Annotated in this window: 26 protein-coding genes; all 26 read right to left on the bottom strand. The window is 62.7% G+C overall.

Annotation, left to right across the window (positions count from 1 at the left end):
* Positions 1–32: 32 nt before the first annotated feature.
* Positions 33–1484, bottom strand: a complete 1452-nt coding sequence (locus tag ACT531_RS00725; RefSeq protein ID WP_476016611.1) for an ATP-binding protein — start codon at positions 1482–1484, stop codon at positions 33–35.
* An 84-nt stretch (positions 1485–1568) separates the two neighbouring features.
* Entirely contained in the window at positions 1569–2261 is a 693-nt protein-coding gene (locus ACT531_RS00730; protein WP_015012456.1) for a response regulator transcription factor, read from the bottom strand.
* Between the two features lie 20 nt (positions 2262–2281).
* On the bottom strand, positions 2282–3172 hold the full coding sequence (gene argB / locus ACT531_RS00735) for an acetylglutamate kinase (protein ID WP_015012455.1): 891 nt from the start codon (positions 3170–3172) through the stop codon (positions 2282–2284).
* A 101-nt stretch (positions 3173–3273) separates the two neighbouring features.
* Positions 3274–4377: an MraY family glycosyltransferase gene (locus ACT531_RS00740; RefSeq protein ID WP_476016137.1), complete on the bottom strand. Its 1104-nt coding sequence runs from the start codon at positions 4375–4377 to the stop codon at positions 3274–3276.
* Between the two features lie 217 nt (positions 4378–4594).
* Complete coding sequence (locus ACT531_RS00745) at positions 4595–5245, bottom strand: lytic transglycosylase domain-containing protein (RefSeq protein WP_476016138.1); 651 nt, start codon at positions 5243–5245, stop codon at positions 4595–4597.
* Positions 5246–5295: 50 nt separating this feature from the next.
* Positions 5296–5952, bottom strand: coding sequence for an acyltransferase (locus tag ACT531_RS00750; RefSeq protein WP_476016139.1), 657 nt, complete (start codon positions 5950–5952; stop codon positions 5296–5298).
* Between the two features lie 15 nt (positions 5953–5967).
* Positions 5968–6939 (bottom strand): methyltransferase domain-containing protein, encoded by a 972-nt coding sequence (locus ACT531_RS00755; RefSeq protein ID WP_476016140.1) that lies wholly within the window; start codon positions 6937–6939, stop codon positions 5968–5970.
* A complete protein-coding gene (locus ACT531_RS00760) occupies positions 6936–7826 on the bottom strand; it encodes a lysophospholipid acyltransferase family protein (RefSeq protein WP_476016141.1) in 891 nt (296 codons plus the stop codon). Before ACT531_RS00760 ends, ACT531_RS00755 begins: the two co-directional genes overlap by 4 nt.
* Positions 7823–9058 (bottom strand): ABC transporter ATP-binding protein, encoded by a 1236-nt coding sequence (locus tag ACT531_RS00765; RefSeq protein WP_476016142.1) that lies wholly within the window; start codon positions 9056–9058, stop codon positions 7823–7825. Before ACT531_RS00765 ends, ACT531_RS00760 begins: the two co-directional genes overlap by 4 nt.
* 3 nt (positions 9059–9061) lie before the next feature.
* Positions 9062–9889, bottom strand: coding sequence for an ABC transporter permease (locus tag ACT531_RS00770; protein ID WP_476016143.1), 828 nt, complete (start codon positions 9887–9889; stop codon positions 9062–9064).
* On the bottom strand, positions 9886–10806 hold the full coding sequence (locus tag ACT531_RS00775; RefSeq protein WP_476016144.1) for an NAD-dependent epimerase/dehydratase family protein: 921 nt from the start codon (positions 10804–10806) through the stop codon (positions 9886–9888). Before ACT531_RS00775 ends, ACT531_RS00770 begins: the two co-directional genes overlap by 4 nt.
* Positions 10806–12029 carry a rhamnosyltransferase WsaF family glycosyltransferase gene (locus tag ACT531_RS00780; RefSeq protein WP_476016145.1) on the bottom strand — a complete coding sequence of 408 codons (1224 nt, stop codon included), beginning with the start codon at positions 12027–12029 and terminating at the stop codon, positions 10806–10808. Before ACT531_RS00780 ends, ACT531_RS00775 begins: the two co-directional genes overlap by 1 nt.
* A gap of 2 nt (positions 12030–12031) precedes the next feature.
* Complete coding sequence (locus ACT531_RS00785) at positions 12032–12988, bottom strand: glycosyltransferase family 2 protein (RefSeq protein ID WP_476016146.1); 957 nt, start codon at positions 12986–12988, stop codon at positions 12032–12034.
* Positions 12989–13167: 179 nt separating this feature from the next.
* Entirely contained in the window at positions 13168–14055 is an 888-nt protein-coding gene (locus tag ACT531_RS00790) for a peptidyl-prolyl cis-trans isomerase (RefSeq protein WP_476016147.1), read from the bottom strand.
* Between the two features lie 17 nt (positions 14056–14072).
* A complete protein-coding gene (locus ACT531_RS00795; RefSeq protein ID WP_476016148.1) occupies positions 14073–14978 on the bottom strand; it encodes a hypothetical protein in 906 nt (301 codons plus the stop codon).
* A 353-nt stretch (positions 14979–15331) separates the two neighbouring features.
* Positions 15332–16285, bottom strand: coding sequence for a hypothetical protein (locus ACT531_RS00800; protein WP_476016149.1), 954 nt, complete (start codon positions 16283–16285; stop codon positions 15332–15334).
* Between the two features lie 167 nt (positions 16286–16452).
* Positions 16453–16908, bottom strand: coding sequence for a hypothetical protein (locus ACT531_RS00805; RefSeq protein WP_476016150.1), 456 nt, complete (start codon positions 16906–16908; stop codon positions 16453–16455).
* Positions 16909–16960: 52 nt separating this feature from the next.
* On the bottom strand, positions 16961–19237 hold the full coding sequence (gspD, locus tag ACT531_RS00810) for a type II secretion system secretin GspD (protein ID WP_476016151.1): 2277 nt from the start codon (positions 19235–19237) through the stop codon (positions 16961–16963).
* 220 nt (positions 19238–19457) lie between these two features.
* Complete coding sequence (locus tag ACT531_RS00815) at positions 19458–19970, bottom strand: hypothetical protein (protein WP_476016152.1); 513 nt, start codon at positions 19968–19970, stop codon at positions 19458–19460.
* Complete coding sequence (gene gspM, locus ACT531_RS00820) at positions 19967–20530, bottom strand: type II secretion system protein GspM (RefSeq protein WP_476016153.1); 564 nt, start codon at positions 20528–20530, stop codon at positions 19967–19969. The genes ACT531_RS00815 and gspM overlap by 4 nt, the downstream gene beginning before the upstream one ends.
* Complete coding sequence (locus ACT531_RS00825) at positions 20527–21525, bottom strand: PilN domain-containing protein (RefSeq protein WP_476016154.1); 999 nt, start codon at positions 21523–21525, stop codon at positions 20527–20529. Before ACT531_RS00825 ends, gspM begins: the two co-directional genes overlap by 4 nt.
* Positions 21522–22460 carry a type II secretion system minor pseudopilin gene (locus tag ACT531_RS00830; protein ID WP_476016155.1) on the bottom strand — a complete coding sequence of 313 codons (939 nt, stop codon included), beginning with the start codon at positions 22458–22460 and terminating at the stop codon, positions 21522–21524. Before ACT531_RS00830 ends, ACT531_RS00825 begins: the two co-directional genes overlap by 4 nt.
* 5 nt (positions 22461–22465) lie before the next feature.
* The gene (locus ACT531_RS00835; protein ID WP_476016156.1) at positions 22466–23086 is read right to left on the bottom strand and encodes a prepilin-type N-terminal cleavage/methylation domain-containing protein; all 621 of its coding nucleotides are present in this window, start codon (positions 23084–23086) and stop codon (positions 22466–22468) included.
* Positions 23083–23484: a type IV pilus modification PilV family protein gene (locus ACT531_RS00840; RefSeq protein WP_476016612.1), complete on the bottom strand. Its 402-nt coding sequence runs from the start codon at positions 23482–23484 to the stop codon at positions 23083–23085. The genes ACT531_RS00835 and ACT531_RS00840 overlap by 4 nt, the downstream gene beginning before the upstream one ends.
* Positions 23485–23567: 83 nt before the next feature.
* On the bottom strand, positions 23568–24053 hold the full coding sequence (locus ACT531_RS00845; RefSeq protein WP_476016157.1) for a GspH/FimT family pseudopilin: 486 nt from the start codon (positions 24051–24053) through the stop codon (positions 23568–23570).
* Between the two features lie 44 nt (positions 24054–24097).
* Complete coding sequence (gspG, locus tag ACT531_RS00850; RefSeq protein WP_476016158.1) at positions 24098–24535, bottom strand: type II secretion system major pseudopilin GspG; 438 nt, start codon at positions 24533–24535, stop codon at positions 24098–24100.
* Between the last annotated feature and the right edge of the window lie 13 nt (positions 24536–24548).

Below are 24548 nucleotides of genomic sequence, written 5' to 3' on the forward strand. Positions count from 1 at the left end.
GCCGGCCCTGGCAGGCCACAGGACACGCACCACTACAGCGGGAACACCACGGCCACCACGAGCCCCCGCCCCTGGGGACCAGTGCCCAGCGTCATTGCGGCGCGGTGCACGCGGGCAATCTCGTCCGCAATCGCCAGCCCCAGGCCGGTACCCTCGCCGCCCGCACCGGGCACGCGGTAGAACCGCTGCAGCACGCGGGTGCGCTCACTCTCCGGCACCCCCGGGCCGTCGTCCTCCACCTCCATGTAGGGGCGCGGCGGCCCCAGACGCCCCTGGCGCAGTCCGCAGCGGATGGTGACCACGCCCCCCGGCGGGGTGTACTTGATGGCGTTGTCCACCAGGTTGGACAACAGCTCGCGCAACAGCCAGCCGTGGCCCGTGACATGCACCAGCTGCACATCGAGCCCCAAATCCAGGCCCTTGCCGGTGGCGGCGTCCAGAAAGTTCTCGAGCAGCGATTCGCACAGGTCCTTGAGGTCCACCCGCTGCGGCGGTTGCGCATCCAGGCTGCGGGCATCGGCCCGGGATAGCGCCAGCAGCTGGTGCGCCAGCTGCGAGGTGCGGCGCGTGGCATTGCGCAGCTTCTCGATCTGATCAACTCCTAAAACAATAGCACCCTGCGCACGATCTTCATGCGCTAGCGGCATTTTTCGATCGAAATCCGGGAAAGAGGTGCGGGGTGGCGCTGCCACCTTGGCCATCATGGCCCAGGCCTCGACCTGGGCCTGCAGGCCTGCGAGGGGCGTACGCAGCTGGTGCGCCGCGTCGGCCACAAAGCGCCGCTGCCCCTCCGCCTGCGCATTGACCAGCGCAAACAGGCGGTTGAGCGAGTGCACCAGAGGTCGCACCTCGTCGGGCGAGGCCGCCTCGTCGATGGGGCTCAAGTCCCGCGGCGAGCGGCGCTCCACCGCCTCGGCCAAACCCACCAGGGGCTTGAAGGCCTGCCGCACCGCCCAGTGGATCGCAAAACCCGCCGCCACCAGCAGCACCAGGTTGGGCAACAACACGCGCAGCAGCAGTTGTTGCGCCCATTTCTGGCGCGGGTCCGACCCGTCGGCCAGAGCCACGACCAGCTCGCCCGCCCCGGTGCGCCCGCGCTGTGCCGCCACCCGGTACGTCACCCCGCCGAATTCCACGCTGTGGAACTCCGGGGCCTGGGTGGTGGGCACGGCGCCATGCACCCAGCCCTCGCCCAGCAGCAGGCGGCCGGAGGTGTCACGCACGCTGTAGGCAGCAAAACCGGCGTTCTGGCGCAGAAAATCTTCAATGGGCGGCGCGAGCAGGAGCAACGGTGGGTCGTTGTCGTGAATGGGTGGCGCCAGCACCGAGTCGGCCAACGCCGGCAGCAACCGCACCAGCCGCTGGTCGTGCTGGCCAGCCGCCTCGTCAGCCGACCGGTAGTCGAGCCAGACCCCCACGAGCGCCAGCACGCACAGGGGCAACACCAGCATCAGCAAGAGCCGGGTGCGCAGATCCGACGTCATCGCACGCAAGCCGGGCCGCCGGGAGGAGTTCTTCTTCCAAAGCATGGCGAGGCGGCCGAAAGATGCGGGTGGGGAAGTTGCCGCTCAGGGGGCCTGCAGTTCGAGGCGGTACCCAAAGCCCCGGATGGACCGCAGCGCCACGCCATGGGGCTCCAGCTTGCCCCGCAGGCGCGAGACATAGACCTCCACCGCGTTGGGGGTGATCTCCTTGTCCCAGCCTGTCAGCGCCTGCAGCAGCTTGTCTTTGCTCGCAGGCTTGGGCGCGTTGATGAGCAGGTATTCAAGCACCGTCCACTCGCGGGGCCCCAGTTCGATGACCTGTTCGCCCGCCGGCGTGCGCATGCTGGCACGGCGCCCGGCCGTGTCCAATTCAAGCGGGCCAAAACTTAGCACCGCCGTGGTCGCCGCCTGGGAGCGGCGCAGCAGCGCCCGCAGGCGCGCCAGCAGCTCAGGCAGCTCAAAAGGCTTGACCATGTAGTCGTCCGCCCCCAGGTCCAGCCCCTGCACGCGGTCATGCAGCGCGTCGCGCGCCGTCAGGATCAACACCGGCATCGCAGGGCTTGCCATGTCCGGGCGGCGCAGGCGGCGGGTCAGCTCTAGGCCGTCCATTGCGGGCAACCCGATGTCGATGATGGCGGCGTCAAACGACTCGGCGCGCAGCACCTCTTCGGCCCGTTCGCCGCTGCCTACCCAGTCCACCGCATACCCTGCATCGGTGAGCCCCAGCTTGATGCCGCTGGCCACCATCACATCGTCTTCGACCAACAGCAGGCGCATGGTGCCCTCACGCGGGGAGATCAGTGGGACCGGATCATGGTGCCGTAGGCCTGGTCGGTCAGGATCTCCAGCAGCATGGCATGGGGCACACGTCCGTCAATGATGTGAACGGCATTAACCCCGGCTTTGGCAGCATCCAGTGCACCGGCAATCTTGGGCAGCATGCCGCCCGAGATCGTGCCGTCGGCAAACAGCTCGTCGATACGGCGGGCCGTCAGGTCGGTCAGCAGGTTGCCGGCTTTGTCGAGAACACCGGGCGTGTTGGTCAGGAGCATCAGCTTTTCAGCCCGCAACACCGTGGCCAGCTTGCTGGCCACCACATCCGCGTTGATGTTGTAGCTCTCGTTGTTCTCGCCAAAACCAATCGGGCTGATGACGGGAATGAACGCATCGTCCTGCAGCGCCTTCACCACGCTGGGGTCAATGGAGACGATGTCGCCCACCTGCCCCACGTCGTGTTCGATGGTGGGGTCCTTGCTATCCACCATCTTGAGCTTTTGCGCGCGGATCATGCCGCCGTCCCGGCCAGTCAAGCCCACGGCCTTGCCACCGGCCTGGTTGATCAGACCCACGATGTCCTGCTGCACCTCGCCCGCCAGCACCCATTCGACCACTTCCATGGTCTCGGCATCGGTCACGCGCATGCCCTGGATGAACTCGCCCTTCTTGCCCAGGCGGTTGAGCGCCGTCTCAATCTGCGGGCCGCCACCGTGCACCACTACAGGGTTCATGCCCACCAGTTTGAGCAGAACCACGTCCTCGGCAAAGTCCGCCTGCAGGGCGGGGTCGGTCATGGCGTTGCCGCCGTACTTGATGACCATGGTCTTGCCATGGAACTTGCGGATGTAGGGCAGCGCCTGGGCCAGGATTTCAGCCTTGTCGCGCGGGGCAATCGAAAGAAGGTCGGTCATGGAGGCGGGCCATCCGGAGGAAGAAACTGTGAAGTACAAATTGTGCCGCATTCACGGCATCGGCAGCCACCGCGCCATGTGCGCTGCCTGCGAGGGGCAGTTCAATGACGCAGCCAGTGCGGGACCTTGAAGCGCACGATGGCGAGGTAGGCCATCACATAGCTGATGACGAACAGGCCGCAGAACGCCATGAGGAGCGGCGTGTTGTTCCAGAACAGGATGGCGGGTACCACGGTCAGCAGCGTGAAGCCCCACAGGTAAGGCGAAGTGCGGTTGTTGCGCATCAGCACCCGCCGCGATTCATCGTCATGGAACACGCCGCGCACGATGCGGCGATAGATCAGCTGGTGGAAATGAAGTGCATCCGCGACACCGGGAGATACGCCGCGCACCGCTTTGCGGTAGATGGAGAAGATGGTCTCCCAGACGGGATAGATCAGCAGCAGCATGGGAAACCACGGCGAGACATCGGCGTTGCGCTGCACCAGCGAAATGCTGGCCAGGGCGATCACCACCCCCCACACATATGCCCCACCGTCACCCGCAAAGAGCATGCCGCGTGGATAGTTCCAGACCAGAAAGCCCCCGGTAGCGGCCGCCGTGGACACCAGAAGCGCCGCCAGTGCGCGGTCGCCAACCTGTAGAGCCACATGGGCCAGCGCGAGACAGACGATCAAGGCCACCATGCCAGCCAGGCCGTTGTAGCCATCGATGATGTTGAACGCATGCGGCAGGCCCGCCACCGCAAGCACCACGATGGAGACACCGATCCAGGGAGCCGCCGCCAGGACGGCATCGAGCCAGGGCCAGCCTGCGCGCGGTAGCGTGAGATCCAGCAGCATCACCGCGAGCACACCGGAGGCTCCGGTCAGTACCAGCCGGTAGCGTACCGAGAGGCGCTGCGTCATGTCCTCAGCAATACCGCCCAGCGCCGCCGGCAGAAGCACCACCAGCCAGCCGCCCACCCAGATCCCCAGGCGAAGGGAGCCAGGATCACCCCATTTCAGGGATTGCAGCATTCCCAGGCCCCAGCCGCACCCAATACCGATGAGCAACGCGGCGCCACCCAGACGGGGCACGTCACCCAGGTGAAAGCGCTGCGGCATGCCGTTGCCGTATACCGAAGCATGGCTGCGCATCCACCGTACGATGTAGCCTGCAGCCAACGCTGCGACGATGAATGCGACCACTGACAACCAGATCATGAGCGGCCGATGGTAACTGCACTCGGTACACGCGCCTGTAATAAAGCGCTAGGGCGGGCGTCCGTCAGCACCGAAAGCCGCCTGTCCACGTGACATGGTGCCGTTTGCGGCGGCTGGCCGGCAGGGGCAACCCACCGAGGCCGGCAGCCCCGGGTTGCGCACGGCCGATTCGACTCGCAATGCACCATCGTGAGAACGCCTGGCCTGGTGGTGCGGGTCAGCGGACCAGCCCGCGGTAGAAACGCATGACTTTTTCCACGTACTGCTGCGTTTCGGGGTAGGGAGGTATCTTGCGGCCGTACTTGATCACGGCCCCTTCGCCCGCGTTATACGCCGCCAGCGCCAATTCCTTGTCTCCATCGAACATGCGCAGCAGGTCTGCGAGATAGCGGGTGCCGATCTGCGCATTGACCTTGGGCTCCATGGCTGCGTGCTCGCCCTCGGAGGCCGGACGTGACGCCACTCCGTACCTTTCGGCGGTGGCAGGCATGACCTGCATCAGGCCGAGCGCGCCCTTGCGCGACACAGCCTTGACGTTGAAAGCGGACTCCGCAGCCGCGACCGCGATAACGAGCGCGGGGTCCAGCGACTGCGCCTCGGCCGCATCTTCCAGGTGCTGCTTCACATCTCCGTATCCCGCAAACTGCGAGACGGAGCTGCCGCGAGGCTCCTTGCCCCTGGCCGACGAGGCGGCTGGCACCCGGCTGAGCCACACCAGCCCCCGCGGCGCCGATGAAGGCGGCACATTGCCGATATGGGTCACGCCGTCCTTGTCCACAAACTCCCAGACCTGGTCTGCGCGGGCGGCCGACACCCCTCCCCACAGAAGAAGCAGCAGGAACGCGACACCCCACAGTCTGTGCGGCATGCCGTGCCTTGACTCGACCCCGTCAGGGCGCCTTGACCAGATGCTTGCATTCATTGGGAAACACGCCCCATCCCGATAAAACCCTTGAGTCTTGACATCCACCGCTGGCGTAGGCCGGCCACCGGAGGCTGGCTTGCGCTGGCCCAGCCCCCCCCCCGCCGGGCACGGATCAGGCGGGCAGGAACACCCGCAGCCACCATGCCTGCCGGCACGTCTTGGCGCACCACGGACCCCGCAGCGACCACCGCCCCACGGCCGATGGTCACGCCCTCCAGCACGATAGCGCCGGCACCGATCCAGGCGCCGTCTTCCACCACGATTTTGGCGCGCGTGATGCGGTTGCGCGCAATGATCACGTCGGCGCCCTCGTCGATGGCATGGCCTGCGGAGAGTATCTTGGCATGCGCACCGATGAGAACGTCCTCACCGATGTCCAGCCCGCCCTCGCCCGAAAGGTAGGCGCCGACGTTGACGATGGTGCGCGCGCCAATCCGCATGCCCACGCACTCGTCGGCAACCACGTCGCCCAGAACGAGCCGCGTGTAGGAATAAAGGCTCACGCCATCGCCCAGACGCAAAACGCCTTCCCGCTGGCTGAAGCGCATGACGGACACCGTAGGGTCCACCCGGCAATCCACACCCATCTCGTCAATACCGGGGTGGGACTGGGTGAAGTCCGGCACACCCAGCAACGTGGCCTGTGTCATGGTGTCTGCGCGCCCTCAGGCCTGGCCCTTCTTGGAGCCCAGCCAGCGCCGCATCCGGGATGCAGGGCGCGCTGCAGCCCCAGCCCGCGCCGCGAGCTTTTCCTGGCGTAGGGCCTCCGCTTCGCGCTGTGCAGCCTGCAGGTCTGCCTGCATCTTCTCGATAATGGTCTTGGCTTCGGCAAACGCTTTCTGGTGCTCCAGCAGCGAGGCATGTTCGCTGGCATGTACCAGGGTCAATGCCTGCAGCTCGTCCCGCATTTTCTCGCTCGCCACCCGGGCCTCGCGCACGGCCCATGCCGAAGCGTCCACCAAGGGGGTGGCAACCACCATCCACTCATAAACATCAAAATCCACGCAGCCTGCGGCCAGGCTCTGCCGCTGCGCTTCGGAGATTGCGCTCCAGCACGAGGCGAATTCGCTGGCCTCGATCGGGTGCCGATAGGGCTCCCAGTAGCGGGGCGACCACCCCAACTCCAGCAGGGACTGCTCCATGCTACGGCGCGTGAAGAACCGCAGGTGGGTGCGATCCAGCAACCCGGTATCGGTGTAATCGAAGGCTCCATTGATCAGCCCCGCAACCACACCGCCGTAAGACACATTGGGTATCGAAATGATCAACGCGCCCGCAGGCTGCATCATCGCGGAAAGGGCCTTGAGCACGGCGTCCGGCGAGCGTAGGTGCTCCAGCACATCGCAGGCCAGGATGGCATCGAAGCGGCGCCCCTGCAACTCCGCGATCCAGCCGTCGCCGTCCAGGTCGCTGTTGAGAACCTCAACGCCCATGTCGTTGAGGCTTAGCAGAGCGCCCGGGTCGTTCTCCACCACGGTCACGGTGTAGCCACGGTCCACCATGACCTTGGTCATCGCGCCCGGGCCGGGGCCAAGCTCGAGCACGTCGCCCTGGGGCGGAAGGCGGCGCAGCAAACGGGCAGCCCATGCGTCCCCATCGGGATCGAAGGCGTAGTTGTATCTGTCAATGTCTGTCAAAGCCGTTCCTCCCCGTTTGTCCGCCGCCACATGTTGTCTAAAACTCCCCATTGCCACCAGGCCCAGGGACGCTCTCGGACATCCCGCTCCAGCCGCTTGATGACAGCATCCACGGCGGCCTTAGGATCTTCCGGCAGCGGGTCGACATCCACCGTCAGGCGATCCACCCCTTGCGTGTAGCTGATCGCATGCACCAGGGGAACACCCGTGGACTTTGCCAGACGCTCGATGCCGGTGGGCAGGCTGATTTCCCCACCCAAAAAAGGATGTTTGCGCAACCGGCCAAATGTGGGCTGCCAAACATCCGCCAGAATGATCCAGACCTCGCCGGCGGCCAGACCCTCGTGCACGGGGCGCAGGCTCTCGCTGGTGCTGCGGTACTGGCCTTGCATCACGCCCACGAGGTTGTTGACCTTGCGAGTCAGGAACCGGCGGTGCACCGGGTCCAGATCGGGGTTGTCCAGCACCGGCATCGTCAGGGCATTCATCTTCAGCCCCTTGCGCGCGAACGCCACCAGGCTTGTCATCAGCCGGTCAAAGTGTGTCAGGACAATGATGAAACCTTTGTTCCGGTCCACCAGCCTCTGCACATGCTCCCACCCCTCAAGCTCGATGGAAGGCCCGTTGGCTCCGCCAAGGCGTGGCAGGGCCGTGCCGTCGATCATTTCCAGGGCGAGCATGTTCATGTGAGCGCGAGCCCACTGCATGCGCTGCTCCGGCGCGGACTCCGGGAACATCTGCTCGAAACGCATGAGCAGGAAATCCTCCGTGGACCGGCGCGCTTCGCGCGGGCCGCGCCCCAGGCGAGGCGCCAGCTTCCAGGGCAGGGTTCCCGGCAATCTGGCCAAGCCAGGGTAGCCATACTGCATACGCCAGTCGTTACTCATTCGACCGCCACCCATTCATGGTTCAGGGCAACGAGCCCGAACTCGGTGTTGCGCAGATTCAGTACCGTGAAGGGCTGTACCAGCTCGGCCATGTCCAGCATCTGGATGGCCGTATCGTCCAGCGTGTAGACGCTCCAGAGGTATTCCCCCGACAGCAGGGGCAGAGAAGGGAACTTCACCCGCAGGCGGTGCAGGCCCACGCCCCGAAGGCCACCCTTGGGCTCGCGGAACTGCGTGCCCGTTCCGAACACATTGTCCTTGTCAGGCCGCACGATGAAGAAGGCCACATGGAATGGGGCGTCGGTATACGCCTCCACCTCGATCTCCACAGACAGGTCCTGGAACGAATCCACCTGGGCCGGGTTGATGCCGTCGCCCGTTTCGGTGGTGATGCGCACGATCTTGACCAGCGGCGTGTCCACAGGCACAGGCGCGGCGTTCACGGCGGGTGCCTGCGCCGCACCTTCAGCAGGCCGTTCTGCCGATACGCTTGCGCGCAAATGGGCATAGCGGCGGCGCTCATGGGCCTCGTACGCGGTCACCACGTCTTCGGTCTTGCCCATGGCCTCCACACGCCCGCCGTGAATCCATGCGGCTCGCTGGCACAGGCTTCGAACCTGGTAGAGGTTGTGCGAGCAGAACAGTACCGTCGCACCGCGCTCGCGCAGCCCTAGGATGCGGTCCAAGCTCTTCTTCTGGAAATGCAAGTCCCCCACGGACAGCGCTTCATCGACGATGAGAACGTCCGGGTCGATGGCCGTCGCCGCAGCAAATGCAAGGCGCATGAACATGCCCGAGGAATACGTCTTCACGGGCCGCTCCAGCGTCTCGCGCGACAGCTCCGAGAACGCCGTGGCCCGCACAATGAAATCCTCCATTGCGGGCCCTTCCAGGCCATGGAGCGCAGCCATGAAGCGGATGTTGTCGTAGCCCGACTCCTCGGGGTGAAAACCCGCTCCCAGCTCCAGCAGCGCAGCCACCCGACCTTCTTTCGTGACCTCGCCACGGGTGGGCCGTATCGTGCCCGCGGCGATCTTCAGCAAGGTGCTCTTGCCTGCGCCGTTCTCGCCGATCAGGCCGAACGTCTCGCCAGCCTGGACCTCGAAGTCCACACCGGTCAAGGCCACATGTACCCGGTGGCGCGGGCGGCGCGTCACCCACTCCCACAGCCGGTCCTGAGGGCGTGTGTACACCGTGTAGGTTTTCTCGATGCCGTCAAAGCGTATGGTCATGGCTTACAACGCCTCGCCGAGTGCAGATTTCATCGACCGGAAGAACCACCAGCCGCCGCCGCCGAGCAGCACCACCCAGATGGCCAGGGCCACGGGGGTACCCGGCGGCACAGGCATGTGCAGGACGGTGCCTTGCACCATCAGCACCAGGCACGCCACCGGGTTGAAGAGGAACCAGCTGTGCAAGCGCTCCGGCACCTGGGACAGCGGATAGACGATGGGCGTGATGTAGAACCACAGCTGCAAGGCAAAAGCCACCATCGAGCCCACATCGCGCCACAGGAAATGCGCCATGCTCAACAACAGCGTCAAACCGTAGGTGAGCGCGATCTGAGCCACCAGCAGCACGGGCAACCAGACCAGCGAGGCATATGGCCCCACCCCCTGGCCGATAGACATCACCAGCAGAAGCCCATATCCGATTCCGAACACCAGCAGACTCCCCCCCACCGAGACAGCGGGAAGGATCTCAGCGGGCATCGGCTGCTTGCGCAGAAAGTCTTCATAGGCGGCCAGGCAACCCACGCCCCGTCCAATGGCATCGGTAAAAGGTAGCCATACCGCCAGCCCCGCTAACAGGTGCAACAGGTACCCGTTGTCCACATCCAGCCCGGGTACCCGCACAGCCAGCACCACGCCAAAGAGCACATAAAAAATCGCAAGGGAGGCCAGGGGCTGCACAAAGGCCCACGCAAAACCCAGGACCGACCCTGCATAACGGGTCTTGAACTCGCGCACCATCCAGTAACGCCAGAGCACCCACAACTGCCGCGCCTTGCGGGGCGTTGCCGACGACACAGCCGCGGAAGATTCGGGTGACGACCGCGTCATGGCACTGTCCGAAGCCACTGAACCGACGCCGCCACGCCTTCTTCAAAAGCCATGACGGGTTTCCAGGCCAGCTCCTCCTGGGCACGCTGAATATCCAGCACATTGACCGGTGGATCGAACGGCCTCGCAGGAAGGATCCTGCGTTCGAGGGCTTGGCCCAATAGGCCCTCCAACGTCTGAATGATGTCGTTCACGCTGTGTCCTGCACCACCGCCAATGTTGAAAATCCGCGACGGCCCTTCATGGCGCGCTGCGCTCACGAACGCACGCCCCACATCGGCCGCATACACAAAGTCCCTAACGACGGAGCCATCACCCCACACATCCACCGACTGGCCATGCAAGGCTCGGTGAGCGAACACGGCGATCACACCCTGCACCCCATGAGGTCGCTGCCACTCGCCATAGGGATTGCTCAACCGCAGAATGCGGCACGGCAAACCGTGCAGAGCCTCTTCAATACGCAGATGGTGTTCGATGGCCAGTTTAGTTGCGCCGTAAGCACCCATTGGCATCGTTGGGTGCGTCTCGCTTAGAGGGACGAATTGAGGTCGCCCGTACACAGCCCCTCCCGAAGAAGCGAAAAGCAACCGGGGTCGAGCGCCTTTCTGACGCAAGGCCTGCAACAATCTAAGCGTTCCCACCAAATTCGTTTGCGCATCCTGGACAGGGTCCTCACTCGCTGTAGCAGGTACCGTGGAGGAAGCCAGATGGACAATCACATCCGCGCCGCCCAAGGCATCCCACCACGAAGCGAGGTCAAAACAGTCGGCTTGCACTGCACCAACCAGCCATGGCGCATTCGCATTTTCTGGCAGGGTCTGGTCTACCGACCAGACATCTAATCCCTCCGCGGCCATAGCACGACCGATATGCCGCCCCAAAAAACCGGCGCCACCCAAAATTGCGCAACGCATCAAGACCCGCCTCGTGTGTTTTGCGCCCGGGCGCGCTGCAACCCTGCCTCGAATTCGCGGGCCACCGCCTCCCAGGTCTGACTACGCGCAAAAGCCTCTGCGCGCTGGCTCAGGGCATGGCGCCGTCCCTCATCCTCAAGCAGAGCACACAAGGCAGCCGCCAGCTGCTCAGGCGAGGAATCCGCGAGCACGACGACCTCATCATTGAGCAGCCACTCCACGTTGCCCCCCCGATTGGACACCACAGCACAACCGCTTGCCATCAGCTCAAGCGGGAGCAAGGAAGCATTGGTCAACGACAAAACCAGCGCTGCATCGCATTGGCTGTACAAGTCCGGCAGATCATCCAAAGCGACGGTACCACAGGGCAGATGGGGAAATGGAATGTGGTAGCTAGAGGTATCCCACCCCGCCAGCACAAATTGCACATCAGGCAGACGCTCCCACACCGCGTTGAGGACCAGCAGGCCGATTTCGAACGCCCTACGCGGCGTGGGGGGCCGCGCGTAAAAGAATACCCGCCGAATTTCAGGCTCGCGCCTAGGCAGGCGACGGTAACGCTCCAACTCCACACCGAAGCCCACCGGATGGGTCGTCATACCATATTCGACATTGAGTTTATGGGCCAACCATCCCCCTGCCGTGATCCCAAAGAATCCGAATCGGTAGGTGTTTTCAGCCAGCACCGACTCAGACCCCACGGGGTAGAAATGCGGCTCATAGTCTTGGACAAAGTACAGCTTGTGCCAAGCGCCAGTGAAGGCCCGCACTGAATACGCGGTGTCCCAACCCGTTGCTACCGCAAACTCGGAAGGCGGCAGGTTGTCCAACCCCAACAGCACCTGCGCCTGCAGCGGAAAAAAGTGCTGGCGAATTTCGCTTCGCGCAGCCTCTGCGTTGTGGTGCATGGCTGGATTGCCGATCACGATGGTGGACACGTATCCCATCTGCTCAAGGTGCCAGATCGTACGGAATATGTTGAGATGCCCACCCGACCCCAGGTTGAAATCCGGGATGAACCACAACAGCGTCCGCGGCTTTGCATCGCCAGGCAAGGCATTCAACACGTGAGGCAAAGCAAAGCCGTAGTGCCTAAAAACGTCAATATGGCGACCAGGCCCGTGGCGCAAGCGGCGAACAATCGCCCACAACGCGGGAATCAACCCTTCTTTGCGCACCATTTCCTTGACGCGCCAGAGCTTCTGCTTGAGGTTAGATGCCATGGTCAGGCCGCACCCGCTCGCTGCAATTGCTCGTCGCGCGATACCGAGCGAAGCATCCATCCGGGTAGCCGGTCGTGGCGCGTGCCAAGGTATTGGCCCAACACCCGCGCCAGCTCGATACAGGCCATGTATCCGGCGTTCTTGAACAGACGCCAACCTCTCAACCCGCCGCTTCGCAGCCACGCCAGATCACGCCTTGCCAACTGGATTGCTGACTTGAACGCGCGGGGCAAGCTGTCTTGCACCCGGTAGCCGAAATAGAGGTTGAACGAGCGCGCCTCGTCGAAATTGCGCTGCAAAGTCTCCCACACTCCAAAATCATGGGAGTGGTAGACAACCGCATCCGGGACAAACGCTTTCGAATAACCGGCTTCAATCGCACGCAGCGCCCACGTCTGGTCCTCGGCAAAAGCCACATCGGGCAGTGGCAACTGCTGCCACACCGAGCGGCGAATGCAGGAGTTGTTACTGGAGAAGAAATGAAGCCACTGCCTATAGCCAGGGTCTAAACCAAACCGCGCACGGTCTTCCAGGCGCACCACCGACAGCTTGTCTCCAAAGCCGGCAAAGTGCTGGTTCAGCTCGCAGTGCGTAACGTGCCTGGCATGGGGGTGCGCACGGTGTGGGCCAAACGCACCCGCCACCGCAGGCTCGGCATCGCAACCCTGCACTATATTGAAAAGCCATTGCGTGCTGGCTGGCCTGGCATCCTGGGTAATGAACACCAGGAACTGCCCGGCGGCCATCGATGCCAGGAGATTGCGCGTGCGGCCGTGACCAAACTCGGCTGCGGGAATTGTCTCTACGCGCACACCCTTTGCACGGGCCAGCGCCACCGATCCATCTGAAGATCCCGAATCCACGACGATGACTTCAAAGGGCCACGGAGCCTGTTGCGCCAACACAGCGTCCAGCACTTCACCGAGCAAAGGACCGCCGTTTTTGACGGGGATCAGCACGGATGCATGTATTTGATTCATTGTCTGGTTGCTGCTGGTACGTTGCTCGAGATCAGATGCCCGAGCGCCCACAAGCAACTCACGTCGACAGACCACGGCATTCCACGGAACCGCGCATTGTACTGCGCCGCCCCCGCAGGGCAAGGCGCCAAGCGCCCGCCCTTGTATCGGTCTGTGAACTACTTTTGGGATTCCGGGAGTTTGAACATCCCCAGAATGGCATCGCGGTCCAGTTCGATACCGTACTTTGCAAACAAGCGGTCTTGCACCTGCTTGTTGCCCTGCTCACGGCAATACCTCACCGCCCTGTTGGGCACCGAGGCCGCCACATCATCCCACGCGAGTTGCCGGGCTTCTCGCTTGTCCAGGATGGAGAACAGGTAAACAAAGTTGCCCTCGCGCACCGGCCCCACCATGTCGCCCGCTTTGGCGTCCGCGAGCGCGCGCAAGATGCGGGCTTCGTCAGTCAAGGTGACCCAGCCCAGGTCGCCCTGAGGGTCCAGCTTGTAGACCGCATCTGCGCGCGAGACCACATCGTCAAACTTGCGACCCCCTGTGCTGATGGCCTGGGCCTGCTGCATCAGCCAGCCACCCGCACGCTCTCCGTCCACTGTCTGTTCCACCGGCAGGATGACACGGCTTACACGCGCCATGGGAGGAACACGGAACGCTTGCGGATTGGCATCAAAGAACTGCCGCGCAGCGGCGGCATCCACCGGAGGTTCGCACACGGGCGCAATCTTTTTATAGATCGCGAAACTGTACACATCGTCGAAGCGCTCGCCCTCCTTGCCCTCGCGGCGCCGCTCTCCCAGGGCCTCACCCTCCAGCACCAGCGCGCGGTTCAAGGCCATTTCACGCACCGCCGCCTGCACGCCGATGGCACTGCGACCAGCAGGCCGCATATCAATCCGACGCGTCAAAAAGTCATCAAGATCCTGCTGGGTAATCGCTTCACCATTTTTGAAACGAGCCAGCACAATCTTGTCCGCGTCCGCCATGGCAGTGGCGACTGCCAAGCCCAGGCCCAGACTCACCACCAGACCACGCATCAGGTTCCAGTTCAATCCCATCACAGTTCCTGTCATTTTTTCATCAGAGGGCGTTGCAACGCCTTTTCCCACAAGGGGCCGTAGATCACATCCGATTTGGTGCCGGCAGAGTTGAGCACCACAGCATCCAACGCTCCATCACCATCCACATCGATCACCTGCAGGTCGGTGGAAAAACCACTGGCGAGCAGTTCGCCAGACTCCAGCACATTGCCCTGGGCGTCCAACCGCTGCATCACCAAGCGGCCGTCCTCGCCCCAAAGCACCAGATCGTCAGACAAGGCCACCACCGACACAGACCCATTCGGAGATGCAGCGATCCACTGAAGTTCCCCGGTTTGCATGTCAATGCGCGCATTGCGCGAACCGGTTTCCAGCCCCACATACAGCCAGCGCCCCGAGGGCGACGGAGCCACCCGGCGCGGAATGGCATTGAAAGTCGCCAGCACCGTGGGCGCGGCCATGGGATTGCTGTCGGGCACCGCCACCACGCGCCGGTCATCCAGGCATGCGACCACCACACCACCACCCGTCATCTTGGGCAACTGGCTGACCTTGGCAGGATGCCAGGGGGACTTGCACCAGGTAGCCTGCGTCACCTTGGCAGCACCCGTTGCTCCGTCCGGCAAGTCAATCCATGCGACCTTGTTGCCACTGTAGGGCGTGGCCAGCAACCGGTAACGGCCCGCAGATGCCTCGATCAGGGTCACATCGCGCGGCCCAAACCAGACCGTCACACTTTGAATCTTTACCAGTTTTTCATCGACTAGGCGGAAAATATCAACGGTGGAGCCATCTTCCACCGCAGCAGCCAGCAGGTCATCTTCCAGCCACACGACAGAGTCCGGGTGGTAGGGCACACTGAACTTCGACAACAAACGGGAGGTGCGGTTGGACTCCAGCTTGTGCACCACCACGGTGTTTTTCTCGTGTTCCACGGCACCCACCAAACAGCCGGATTTGCCACAGCGCACATCCCCCCCCCACGCATCGGGAAGGTCTATTTGTAGCCGCCCCTTGTCAGCGGTCACTTCCACCTTGCTCGCCCCAGCCTTGGGCGCAACCCCTGGTGCAGCGGGTTTCTGTGGCGGCGTCTGGCAGCCCCCAAGCAACACCCCCACCACAACCCCCAGCATCAACCGCTGCAAACTTTTGGACAACAACACCATGATGAAATCATTCCTTCAAAAAAAAATAGCGCCTTGCGGCGCTATTTTGGGCAAGCCTCGCGAGGAGGCTGCTTTTTTCTTACCCAAAGGCGATGCGAACACCGCCCTCAGGCCCAGAAAAATTAAGGAGCAGTGTGTGCGCCCAGGATGGTTTGCGAAGCACCGAAGATAGGTGCGTCGATCACGCTGTACGTGAACACGGAACCGCCGTCATTGAACAGCGAACCCACGCCGGTTGCTGGAGCGTAGTCGGCAGGCAGAGCAGCCGTAGGAGCCCACTCGATGAAGCCGTCAACGAAAGCAGCAGGACGGCCAACGATGGTTTCTGGGTCGAACCAGTCCAGCTCAGCAAAGTTCAGCTTGAAGTTCACCGACTTACGCTCTTGCGCGTCGTTGTACATGTTCACAGTGTGAGTGCCCTTTTGGCTGCCAGTGGACCAAACCACCACGCGGGTGTTGGCGCCGCTGTCAACCACGCCGTCCACGTAATAGCGCATGCTGAACGTAGGCGTAGCGGAAGGACCGGCTGGAACTTGCACAGCACCGGCCACAGCCGTCAGGCTGGTGGGGCCCATCGTGCTCAGGTCGCCGGTGATGGTCAGAGGACCGTCGATCACGGGAGTGTAAGCCACGTCTTGAGCAGCCGTGTCCACTTGGAAGGCGCTGGCAGCGATCAGAGCAGCTGGGTCGATGGCAGCGGAGTTAGCAGCTTGGCAAGCGTTGGCCACAGTTGCTGGAGGAGCAGCAACAGTACCAGCAGCGAACACCAGGTAGCCGCGCTTACCTTCCAGACCCACGCCGGAAGCAGCGGACCACACGAAAGCGTGCGTATCCTTAGGCGTCAGGGGGAAGCAACCGTCGGTCACGTGGTTAGAGTCTTGGTCGAAGAACGTCCAGAACACAGGCACCACAGCGGCGGTTTGGTTGATCAGGCCCACAGCGGTGGTGTTGGTAGCGCCCGTGTGAATCACGTTAGGAACAACCACGCCGTTGGTGAACGTACCTTGCGTGTAAGCCTGGGCAACGCCTGCAGTCATTGCAGCTGCAGCGACGGCTGCCATTGCAAATTTTTTCATTTCTAAGTCCTTAGATAATTGAACGAAGCTTCCCCACGATTGCGGGATATGCAACCCATCCGTCACTTCGTTTGGGTTAGGCCTATCTTAGCGGTAGCTCTATCGGTTTTCAACCAAATACAGTCAGAATTCGGATTCCGCGTTTTTTGTTGCAACAAAGCTACGCTTCAGTCCTTGGAGTCTGGGAAATTGGCGCTTCTGCGCAACACATGGTGCCACACACCATCAATCCTGCGCCATCGGTCTTGGGCCACGTTTTCCTGGTTTTTCAAGCGGAGGATGGGAATTCCGTAGCGCATCCACACATCCAGCACGGCTTCATCGCCGTCAAGACTGCGCACACTGCGCACTTCGACGGCCTCATAAGTAATACCGCCACGCTTGATATAGGCCTCCAGGGTCATGCTCTGATCCTTGGACACCTGCTCGTAGGACCATGCAGCAACAGCGTCCCTGGTGCGCACGAGGTCCCAATACGTCTGGGCGCGCTTTAACAGAGCCGCCTTGTCATCTTCAGGGGACGGCGATACCGAACCTGTCGTGGCACAGCCCGCCATCGCCAAAACGGCGATGGATGCAGCGACAGTGGCAACCCAACGGCGGCGGCCGGATGATTGTGACATGTAACAAACCTCCTGGTTATCAAACTAAACAAACAACAGTGCAAACTCTCTGTCAGCGCTTGGCCGCCGGAGAGGAAGCGTCGTGCGCCCCCGCAGGCGATGGCTGGGACTGCAGCGACAGAGAGCGCATGCGATCTCGCAGTTCCGCACTGGCTGCACGCAAATCATCGTCGTTTTCGAGCGCACGGGGGGTGAGCAGCACCAACAGCTCTGTGCGGTTGCTGTTGTTGGTTGTATTCCCAAACAACGCCCCGACGACCGGCAGGCTGGACAGCACCGGCACACCATTGCGGCCGTTGGTTTCGTTCTCGCGAATCAGCCCGCCCAACACAATAGGCTCACCGGAGCGAACTGCCACACGGGTGTTGATCTGGCGGGTAAGGAAGGCACGCTGACCCGTAGGCCCGTCCTGCTCACCCACATCGGTGACCTGTTGGGAAATATCCAGGCTGATCAGCCCTCCGGCATTGACAGAAGGCGTCACAGAGAGCATCACGCCCGTATCCTTGTACGTGATGGATTCGGTCACCAGGTTGTTCCCAGTGGATATCGAGGTGGCGCTCTTGATGGGCGTTTGTTGCCCCACCAGGATGGTGGCATTGTGGTTGTTGAGCACCATCACCGAAGGGTTGGACAGCAACCGCACCTGCGATTTTTCCGCCAGAGCATTGAGCGTGGCACGCACCATGCCAGCCTTGTTGAAGATGGTGTAGGAGAACCCTGGTTGCTTTGGACCAATGGAGCCCGAGTCCCGCATGTTCAAGAGTGCTTGCCCTTCTCGCCCATTGGACAGCGAGTTCTGCACAAACCACTCCACGCCATATTGCAGGTTGCCGGTCAGGCTCACTTCAACAATGCTGGCCTCGATCAGGATTTGCGCTGGCGCCTTGTCCAGCTCGCGCAGCGCCTGTTCGATGCGGCGGTATTCGGTGCGCGGCGCACGGATGAGGAGGGCGTTGCGCTTTTCATCCGCCACCACGCGAACATTGCCATCGAGCTGGCTGGTTGATGTGAGCGACTTGTTGTTGGGCGATGTCCTTCCCCCCGCCATGGACTGAAGGCCCATCGAACCCGAGGTGCTCCCCGTGCTGGAGCCTGTGCTTGTGCCTGCGAACGGATTGTTGCTACCGCTGGAAGTGCCTGTATTGCCTCCCACCGTCGTCGCCACGCCCTGGTTGAACTGCGTGGGAGCCGCCCCCCCGGCCACACCAGCGCCAGCGTTGCCGCTCTGGGCTGCTTGGCCACCAAACAGGCCGTTGAGCATTTCCGCCATTTGCAAAGCTGAACCATTTTGCACGGGGTAAACAAACAGGCTGGCCTCCAGCGTGTCGGTCGGCCGGTCCAGGCGCCGGATCCAGGTCTCGACCTGGGTCAGCAGGTGGGCACGCGGCGTGACCACGACCAGGGCGTTGAGGCGTTCCACCGGGATCACCCGGATGAGCCCCGCCAGAGGACTGGCCAGTTGCGCCGAGGCGCCAGCCGCCGCACCACCGCCCGCCGAGCCAGAGGCACCACTGGCAGCCGCCGCCGATGAGGCTGCGCTGGTACCGCCATACGGATCGCTTGATTTGTCGGAGCCCAGCAGAGCCTGCAGGGCATCGCGCACCACATTGACGTTGGCGTTCTCAAGCACGAACACTCCCAACGACATACCAGAGAGGAAGTCCACGTCAAAGGCCTCCACCATCTCCAGCCAGCCGCCCAGTTGGCCCTTGCTGCCCTGCAGCACCAGCAGGTTTCGCATGGTGTCCACGTAGACAATCGCCTCCTTGGGGGCTATGGGCGCCAGGATCTTCGCCATTTCAGCGGCTGCTATGTGGTTGAGGGGAACAATGACCGTTCCCGCACCCGCCAGGTTCTTGAAGTTGGAGGAGCCAACCACCGGGCGTGCGCCCAGGGTGACAGTACGCTTGGTAACGTGATAGACCCCTGCGTTGTCGCGAACGATGGCCAAGTCGTGCGGCAGTAGCACTGCATCCAGCACGTCCAGCACCTGGCTGCGCAGCAGCGGCTGGCGTGTGTGCAGGCTCACGACGGTGTCACCCCCGGCATCCACCGTGTAATTGAGCTTGAGCAGATCGCCCAGTAGCGCCGTGGCCAGATTGCCCACGGTAACGCTCTCAAAATTGAGCGCTACGCGGTCGCCACGCGCGAGCACAGGGTCCACCTTGGGGGACACGTCGCGCTTGAAGAGTTTGTCGTCACCGGGGAAAAGTTTGGAGGTCGCTGCGGGCCGCTTGGTATCAGCGTCAGCATTCGCCGCCCCACGCGCATCGCTCGCGCCGAAGTCTTGGCGCTCTCCACCCGCTGATGGCGTTGGCGATGCCATCTGAGACGGCACGGGAGAGGATACCGGCACAGGCACCTGAGCGCCGTCTTGGCTCGCCGATGCGCCGTCACCCGCCGCAGCAATGGGGGTTGGCTGTGCAGGTGGATTGGCAGCAGGCCCCACCTGCGAGCTTGCACAGCCTGAAGCCAGCAACGCCAGTAGGAGGATAGAAGGCCGAAGATTCATAGGGTGTAACTCCACAATGTTGGGGCTGTGCGGCTTACTGGCTGGCCGCAGGCTTGCGCACACGGTCTGCGACAGGAACTGGGGGTGGCGTCTTGGCCGCAGGAGGGTTGCCCGCTTCGAGGGGTCGCACAACGCGCCCATCGTCCGCAGACACGAAGGTGGCCTTGCGGCCATCAAATGACTCAATGCGCCAAGGCTTGGAGTCGGCGGTGACCTTGAGCGTACTGCCGTCGGTCCGCTGCAGAATGGCCACACGCTCAGAGCCAGACTCGAACACGGCAGTCAATCTGGACTGTGCGATCTCGCGTGCCTGACTGTTCTTTTTGTCATCCACCTCTACTGGACGGCGCGACGTCCAGAACACGGGCCGCTCCAGCGCCCGCAGTGCACGCACGCGCTCATGCTGAGGCAGCGGATCCACCTGGGGAAGGTCGGGCTTGAGCGGAGCGGGAGGTGTCCAACGATCTTTTTCGGCCTGCCACCAATAGGCACTGGCCGCCAGTGCAGAGGCCGCTAACACAGGCACCAGATGCCAGGGCTTGATCATGGCGTCACCTTTTCCGGCGCCAAGGGAGCCTCCAGCTGCAAGGCCAGGCGGGCGTTCTGCGGCCCCGCGCCTGAGCTGCCTCCCTCCCGGGTAATGTTGGCAGAACGCACCCAGAAGGGCGGGCGGTGTACCTGCAGGCTTTCCATGAATTTCACCAATTTGGACCACTCTCCCGTCACCGTGGCTGTCAGTCGGATGCGAGTTAGCCTGCCATCGACTCCCGGCTCCACCACCGCTTGAGAGGACACCAGGGTGCTACCGGAGGCCATGATCATGGTGCGAAGTTGCTGCTGGATGTCGTTTTGCGCAGTCTCGCCGGCGGGGTGCAGCAGCGGGGCCACCGCCCCGGTAGCCGTGCCCAGCAGACTTTCAATGTCCGAACCTGCATTCACGACCCCTTCGAGCCGCTCGCTGCGGGGTTCAAGCTGACCCAATGCGTTGTCATAACGTGCCCAGAGCGAACGGTAGACCAATGCAGTGCCCGCGACAGCCACCAGCAGCAGCAGCAATAAGGTGAGCACTGAGCGCTGCAGCCAGATGTTGTTTTTCTTGTTGTTCACGGTTTCACTCCCTCCGCTCTCCATCGCATCTCGAAGGTGAAGCGCTCCTTGTTCAACGCTCCGTCGCGCACATTGGCCCCGGTGGCCCGCACATCGGCAAAGGCGGGTTGCTTGGAGAGATGCGCAATGAGCTCCGTGGCGTTGGCGGTCAGGCCCGTGATGCGCACTTCTTGGCCGTTGATTTCGATGCGGTCCAGCCAGGTATCGCTTGGCAGGCCGGTCGAGAGGCCCTCGACCACACTCGCCAGAGGTACATCGGAAGCGATGTTCTTGCGAAGCTCCTCTGCCAGGCCCGCCTGTCGCCGTAGCTCATCCATCTTCTGGCGCAGCGGATCTGCCTGCGGCACAAGGACGTTGACATGCTCCACAGCCTTGACCACTGCCTGGCGCTTAAGCACCAGGGGCATCACGGCAGGCAAGGACAGCGATGCTAGCGACAGCAGCAGCAGCAACACTGCGGCACCGTCCATCCAGCGCTGGCGGAGGGCGCGCCGCTGCCACGCCTTGTCACGCACCGGCAATGCGCGCCCTTGTCGCTCCAGAAACACGATTGCATCATCGCGCAGCCCGTGCTGAGCCAACAGCTGATCGCGCGCACTGCGGCGGCACATGCTCCAGTGCACCGCCCAGCCGTCCGCCTCGGGCTCTGGCTTCCAGGCGGCAACGATCTGGTCTGGTGGCAGTGGCGACACGCGCCAGAGGGCCTCCTCAACCGCACCATTCAAGGCTTTGCGTGACATGGGCGGGAGTTGCACGACCCCAGACAGGCACTCGGACTCCGGAACCAGCACGCTCACCACCTTGCGGTGACCAGCCTTCTTGCGCAAACGTTCGCCCACCACGGACCAACGATCACCATCCGGGGCCACGGCCACACTTGATGGGGCGGGCCAGGCGCCATGCTCAACCAGCAGCCGCTTGAGGTCGCCCACCCCCCAGGCCAGACGATCAAACGCGGCTTGTACATCAAGAGTTAGTTGCCCTCGACCTGTCATGGCTTGAATTCCTGTTCCGGCTTGAGAAAGCGACGTGTTGGCTCTATCGAGAGCGTTGTCCAGGGAGTGAGTGCATCGGGGCGTTCGCTAAGGTCCATCCACACCTCGCGCAACCACCAGCGGCCACTGCCTGCGCGCACATATGCGCTCAACCGCACTGTTTGCGCCCCTGATGATCGTGCGGGGGTGAAAAACTCGGCGGCAGCTCCAGAAAGCAGCACTCCAGCACGGGTTTCAGGAGGGGAATTGCGAACGCGCGTTCCAAGCCCCGGTTGCCCCGTCAAGGCATCTATCAGCGCAGGGGGCGCCGAATCGATCTCAATGCGCTGCTGCCCGTTGATGCCCAAATGGGGCGCGATTATGTCATAGAGCCCGGGTGTCATTCCCAGGACCGACTTCAGTTCAGAGATGTCATCCAAGGCACCATTGCGGGGCAAAGAGGGCCAGCCCGCAGCTCGGTACTGAGCGGCTTCCGCGCCTCCGACACCGCCCGGAGTGTCGTCCGGATCGATGTAATCACGCACGCGCGAGGCCAGTATGGCCGCCTCTCCGGCAGATAATCCTCCAGCCCGTGAGAACAAGGCCTGCAGCAAGGCGTCACCAGCAACATTCACGTCCACGAGTCCGCCGGATGGCGTGACTTCGACCCAGACGTCACTTTGCCCGAGGGCCAGACGCTGGATGCGGTACTGACTTTCAGCGCCTTTATCGGCGAGCAGTTTCTGTGCGACCAACTGAATGGCCGGATCGAGCGCGGATTCTGCACGCAGGCGCTCCATATCAAGCGAGGCCCGCTGTGCCTGCTGGCGCACTCCCTGAGCCCCAGCCACAACCACCAGTGACAGGGCCGCCACCAGCCAAAGCACCATGATCAGCGCAGCGCCACCGGCCTTGCGGCTGTGAACACGCTCGCGGCGGTGGGAATGCACAAACATATCCATCACCGGGCCCTCGCCAACGGGAAGACCAGCGGCGGCCACAAGCCACGCTCATCTCCGATTTCTAACCGGACACGTGCCGGATACCCCGCCTTGGAGGTGTCCCATTGCTGGACCCACTCTCCTGTACGGCCATCCTGGTAAAACCATTGAAGCGTACGCACGTCACTCAGTAGGGTTTCGCGCAACGCGCCTCCCCAGTCCAGGGCCATCAGCGCACCATCGTAAGGAACCGCCTCGATAGAGAGGTCGACACTTCCGTCGTCATGGCGCAGGGGCGTCGCACGGAACACATGGAGCCCCCCCGCATCCCCGCGCTCAGGAAGGGGGGCAACCCAGATGACTCCTGCCGCGTTGCCACTGAAAAAACTGACAAACACAGCGCCATCGCGGCGGCTGAGCTGGCGCAAGCCGTCAAATTTGCGTCCCAGCCACTGACTGACGACCAACATGCGCTCCGACCGTTCCATCACGCGCTGGTTGCGCTCCTCGGAGCGGCCAATCGTGCCAAAGCCAGCAAACATCAAAGCCACCACGGCAGCGGTCACCGCCAGCGCGATCAGCAACTCCAACAAGGTAAAGCCCTGTGCCGCTCTTTTTCTTTGCATCAAGATAAAGCTCATTGGACGGCCCGGTACGGCTTCCAGGTGGTCCAGGTCATTACCGTCGGCCCATCCTTGCCAAGTGTGACCTCAACAGTCGCCATGGCTGCGCGCAGCGGTGCCCCGGGTGCCAGACGCCCCTCTTCGTCCCGAAGAGGAATCTGCTCCGGTTGGAGACTGATGCGCCAGTGCCAGTCGCCAGCAACGCCAGTGGGCTGTCGCTCAATGTCTTCGGCGAAGGTGCTGCTCGCCAGAGCCGAGCGGGCTACCAGAGCCGCCTCGACCCGGGCCTCGACATCCATTACGCTTTTTGAACTTTGCCCCACGGTTCTGTAGAGGCTGGCCAGTGCAAGAGCGGCAATCGACATGGCGACCAGCGCCTCAAGCAAACTGAACCCACGGTGCCTCTGCAGCGGCAGGGGTAGCTTTCGCCATCCACGATCCTTTTGTGAACAGACGCCCATCCAGGAGGCTAGCCGATGCGGAGGGGTGTGCAAGACAGTCATGACACAGCGGCGGTCTGCTCAAGGGTGCCCAGCAACCAATTCACCCGAAAGGCCACACCCTGCCCACCTCTCAGCACAGCAAGACGCCCACCCCGGGCTCCGCCATCTGGGCTGAAGACAAAAATGGGAACGCCAGCCTCAGAAGGTGTTTTAGCATTCCGCTCGGCTACATCCCACTGGACGCCCAAGGAAGGAGGAATGTTCAAATACCCGCCCCCCTCGACCACCAGTCTGCGAATCTCAGGGCGGTACCTGACGGTGATAGGACGCCCCTCCTGAAGACTGAGCGCACGAGCCTGACGCAGCTGGCTGGTGATGTCACGCACGGTCTGGTGGTAGCGGGACCGCTCGAGGTACGACTGTCCTGCCACACCCACCACCCCCACAGCGATGCTGGCTACGACCAACACCACCAGCAGCTCAAGCAGAGTGAAGCCAGCCAAGCGTACGTGTGCGCTCCGGGCGCGGACAGACCTCCTCATGTGGTATGGACCAGCCGACGCGGGCGCTTCGCTTGGTTAGCTCGTCAGTTGTAGATGTCGGCGTTGTCACCGTCACCACCGGGCTTGCCATCAGCTCCCAGCGAGAAAACATCAGGCCCACCATTGCGGCCAGGGTTCTTGTATTGATAAGGCGCACCCCATGGATCGGCCGGCAGACCCTTCTTCAAATAGGGCGCCGTCCAGCCCTGCGCTGTAGCAGGCCGCTCTACCAAGGCACGCAGCCCTTCAGCATCACTAGGGTAGCGCCCCACATCCAGCTTAAAGAGGTCCAGGCTTTGCTCAATCTCGTTGATCTGGATCTTGGCCGTCTTGGCCTTGGCACCGCCTAACTGGTCAAGCACCTTAGGGCCTACCAAGCCTGCTAGCAACGTCAGAATCACCAGCACCACCAGCAATTCGATCAAGGTAAAGCCCCGGGAAAGACGGGGCTGCGCGATTTTTTTCATATTGGAGATATTCATGCGTATTTGTAAA

It is taken from the genome of Acidovorax sp. DMC1 (assembly GCF_056314325.1).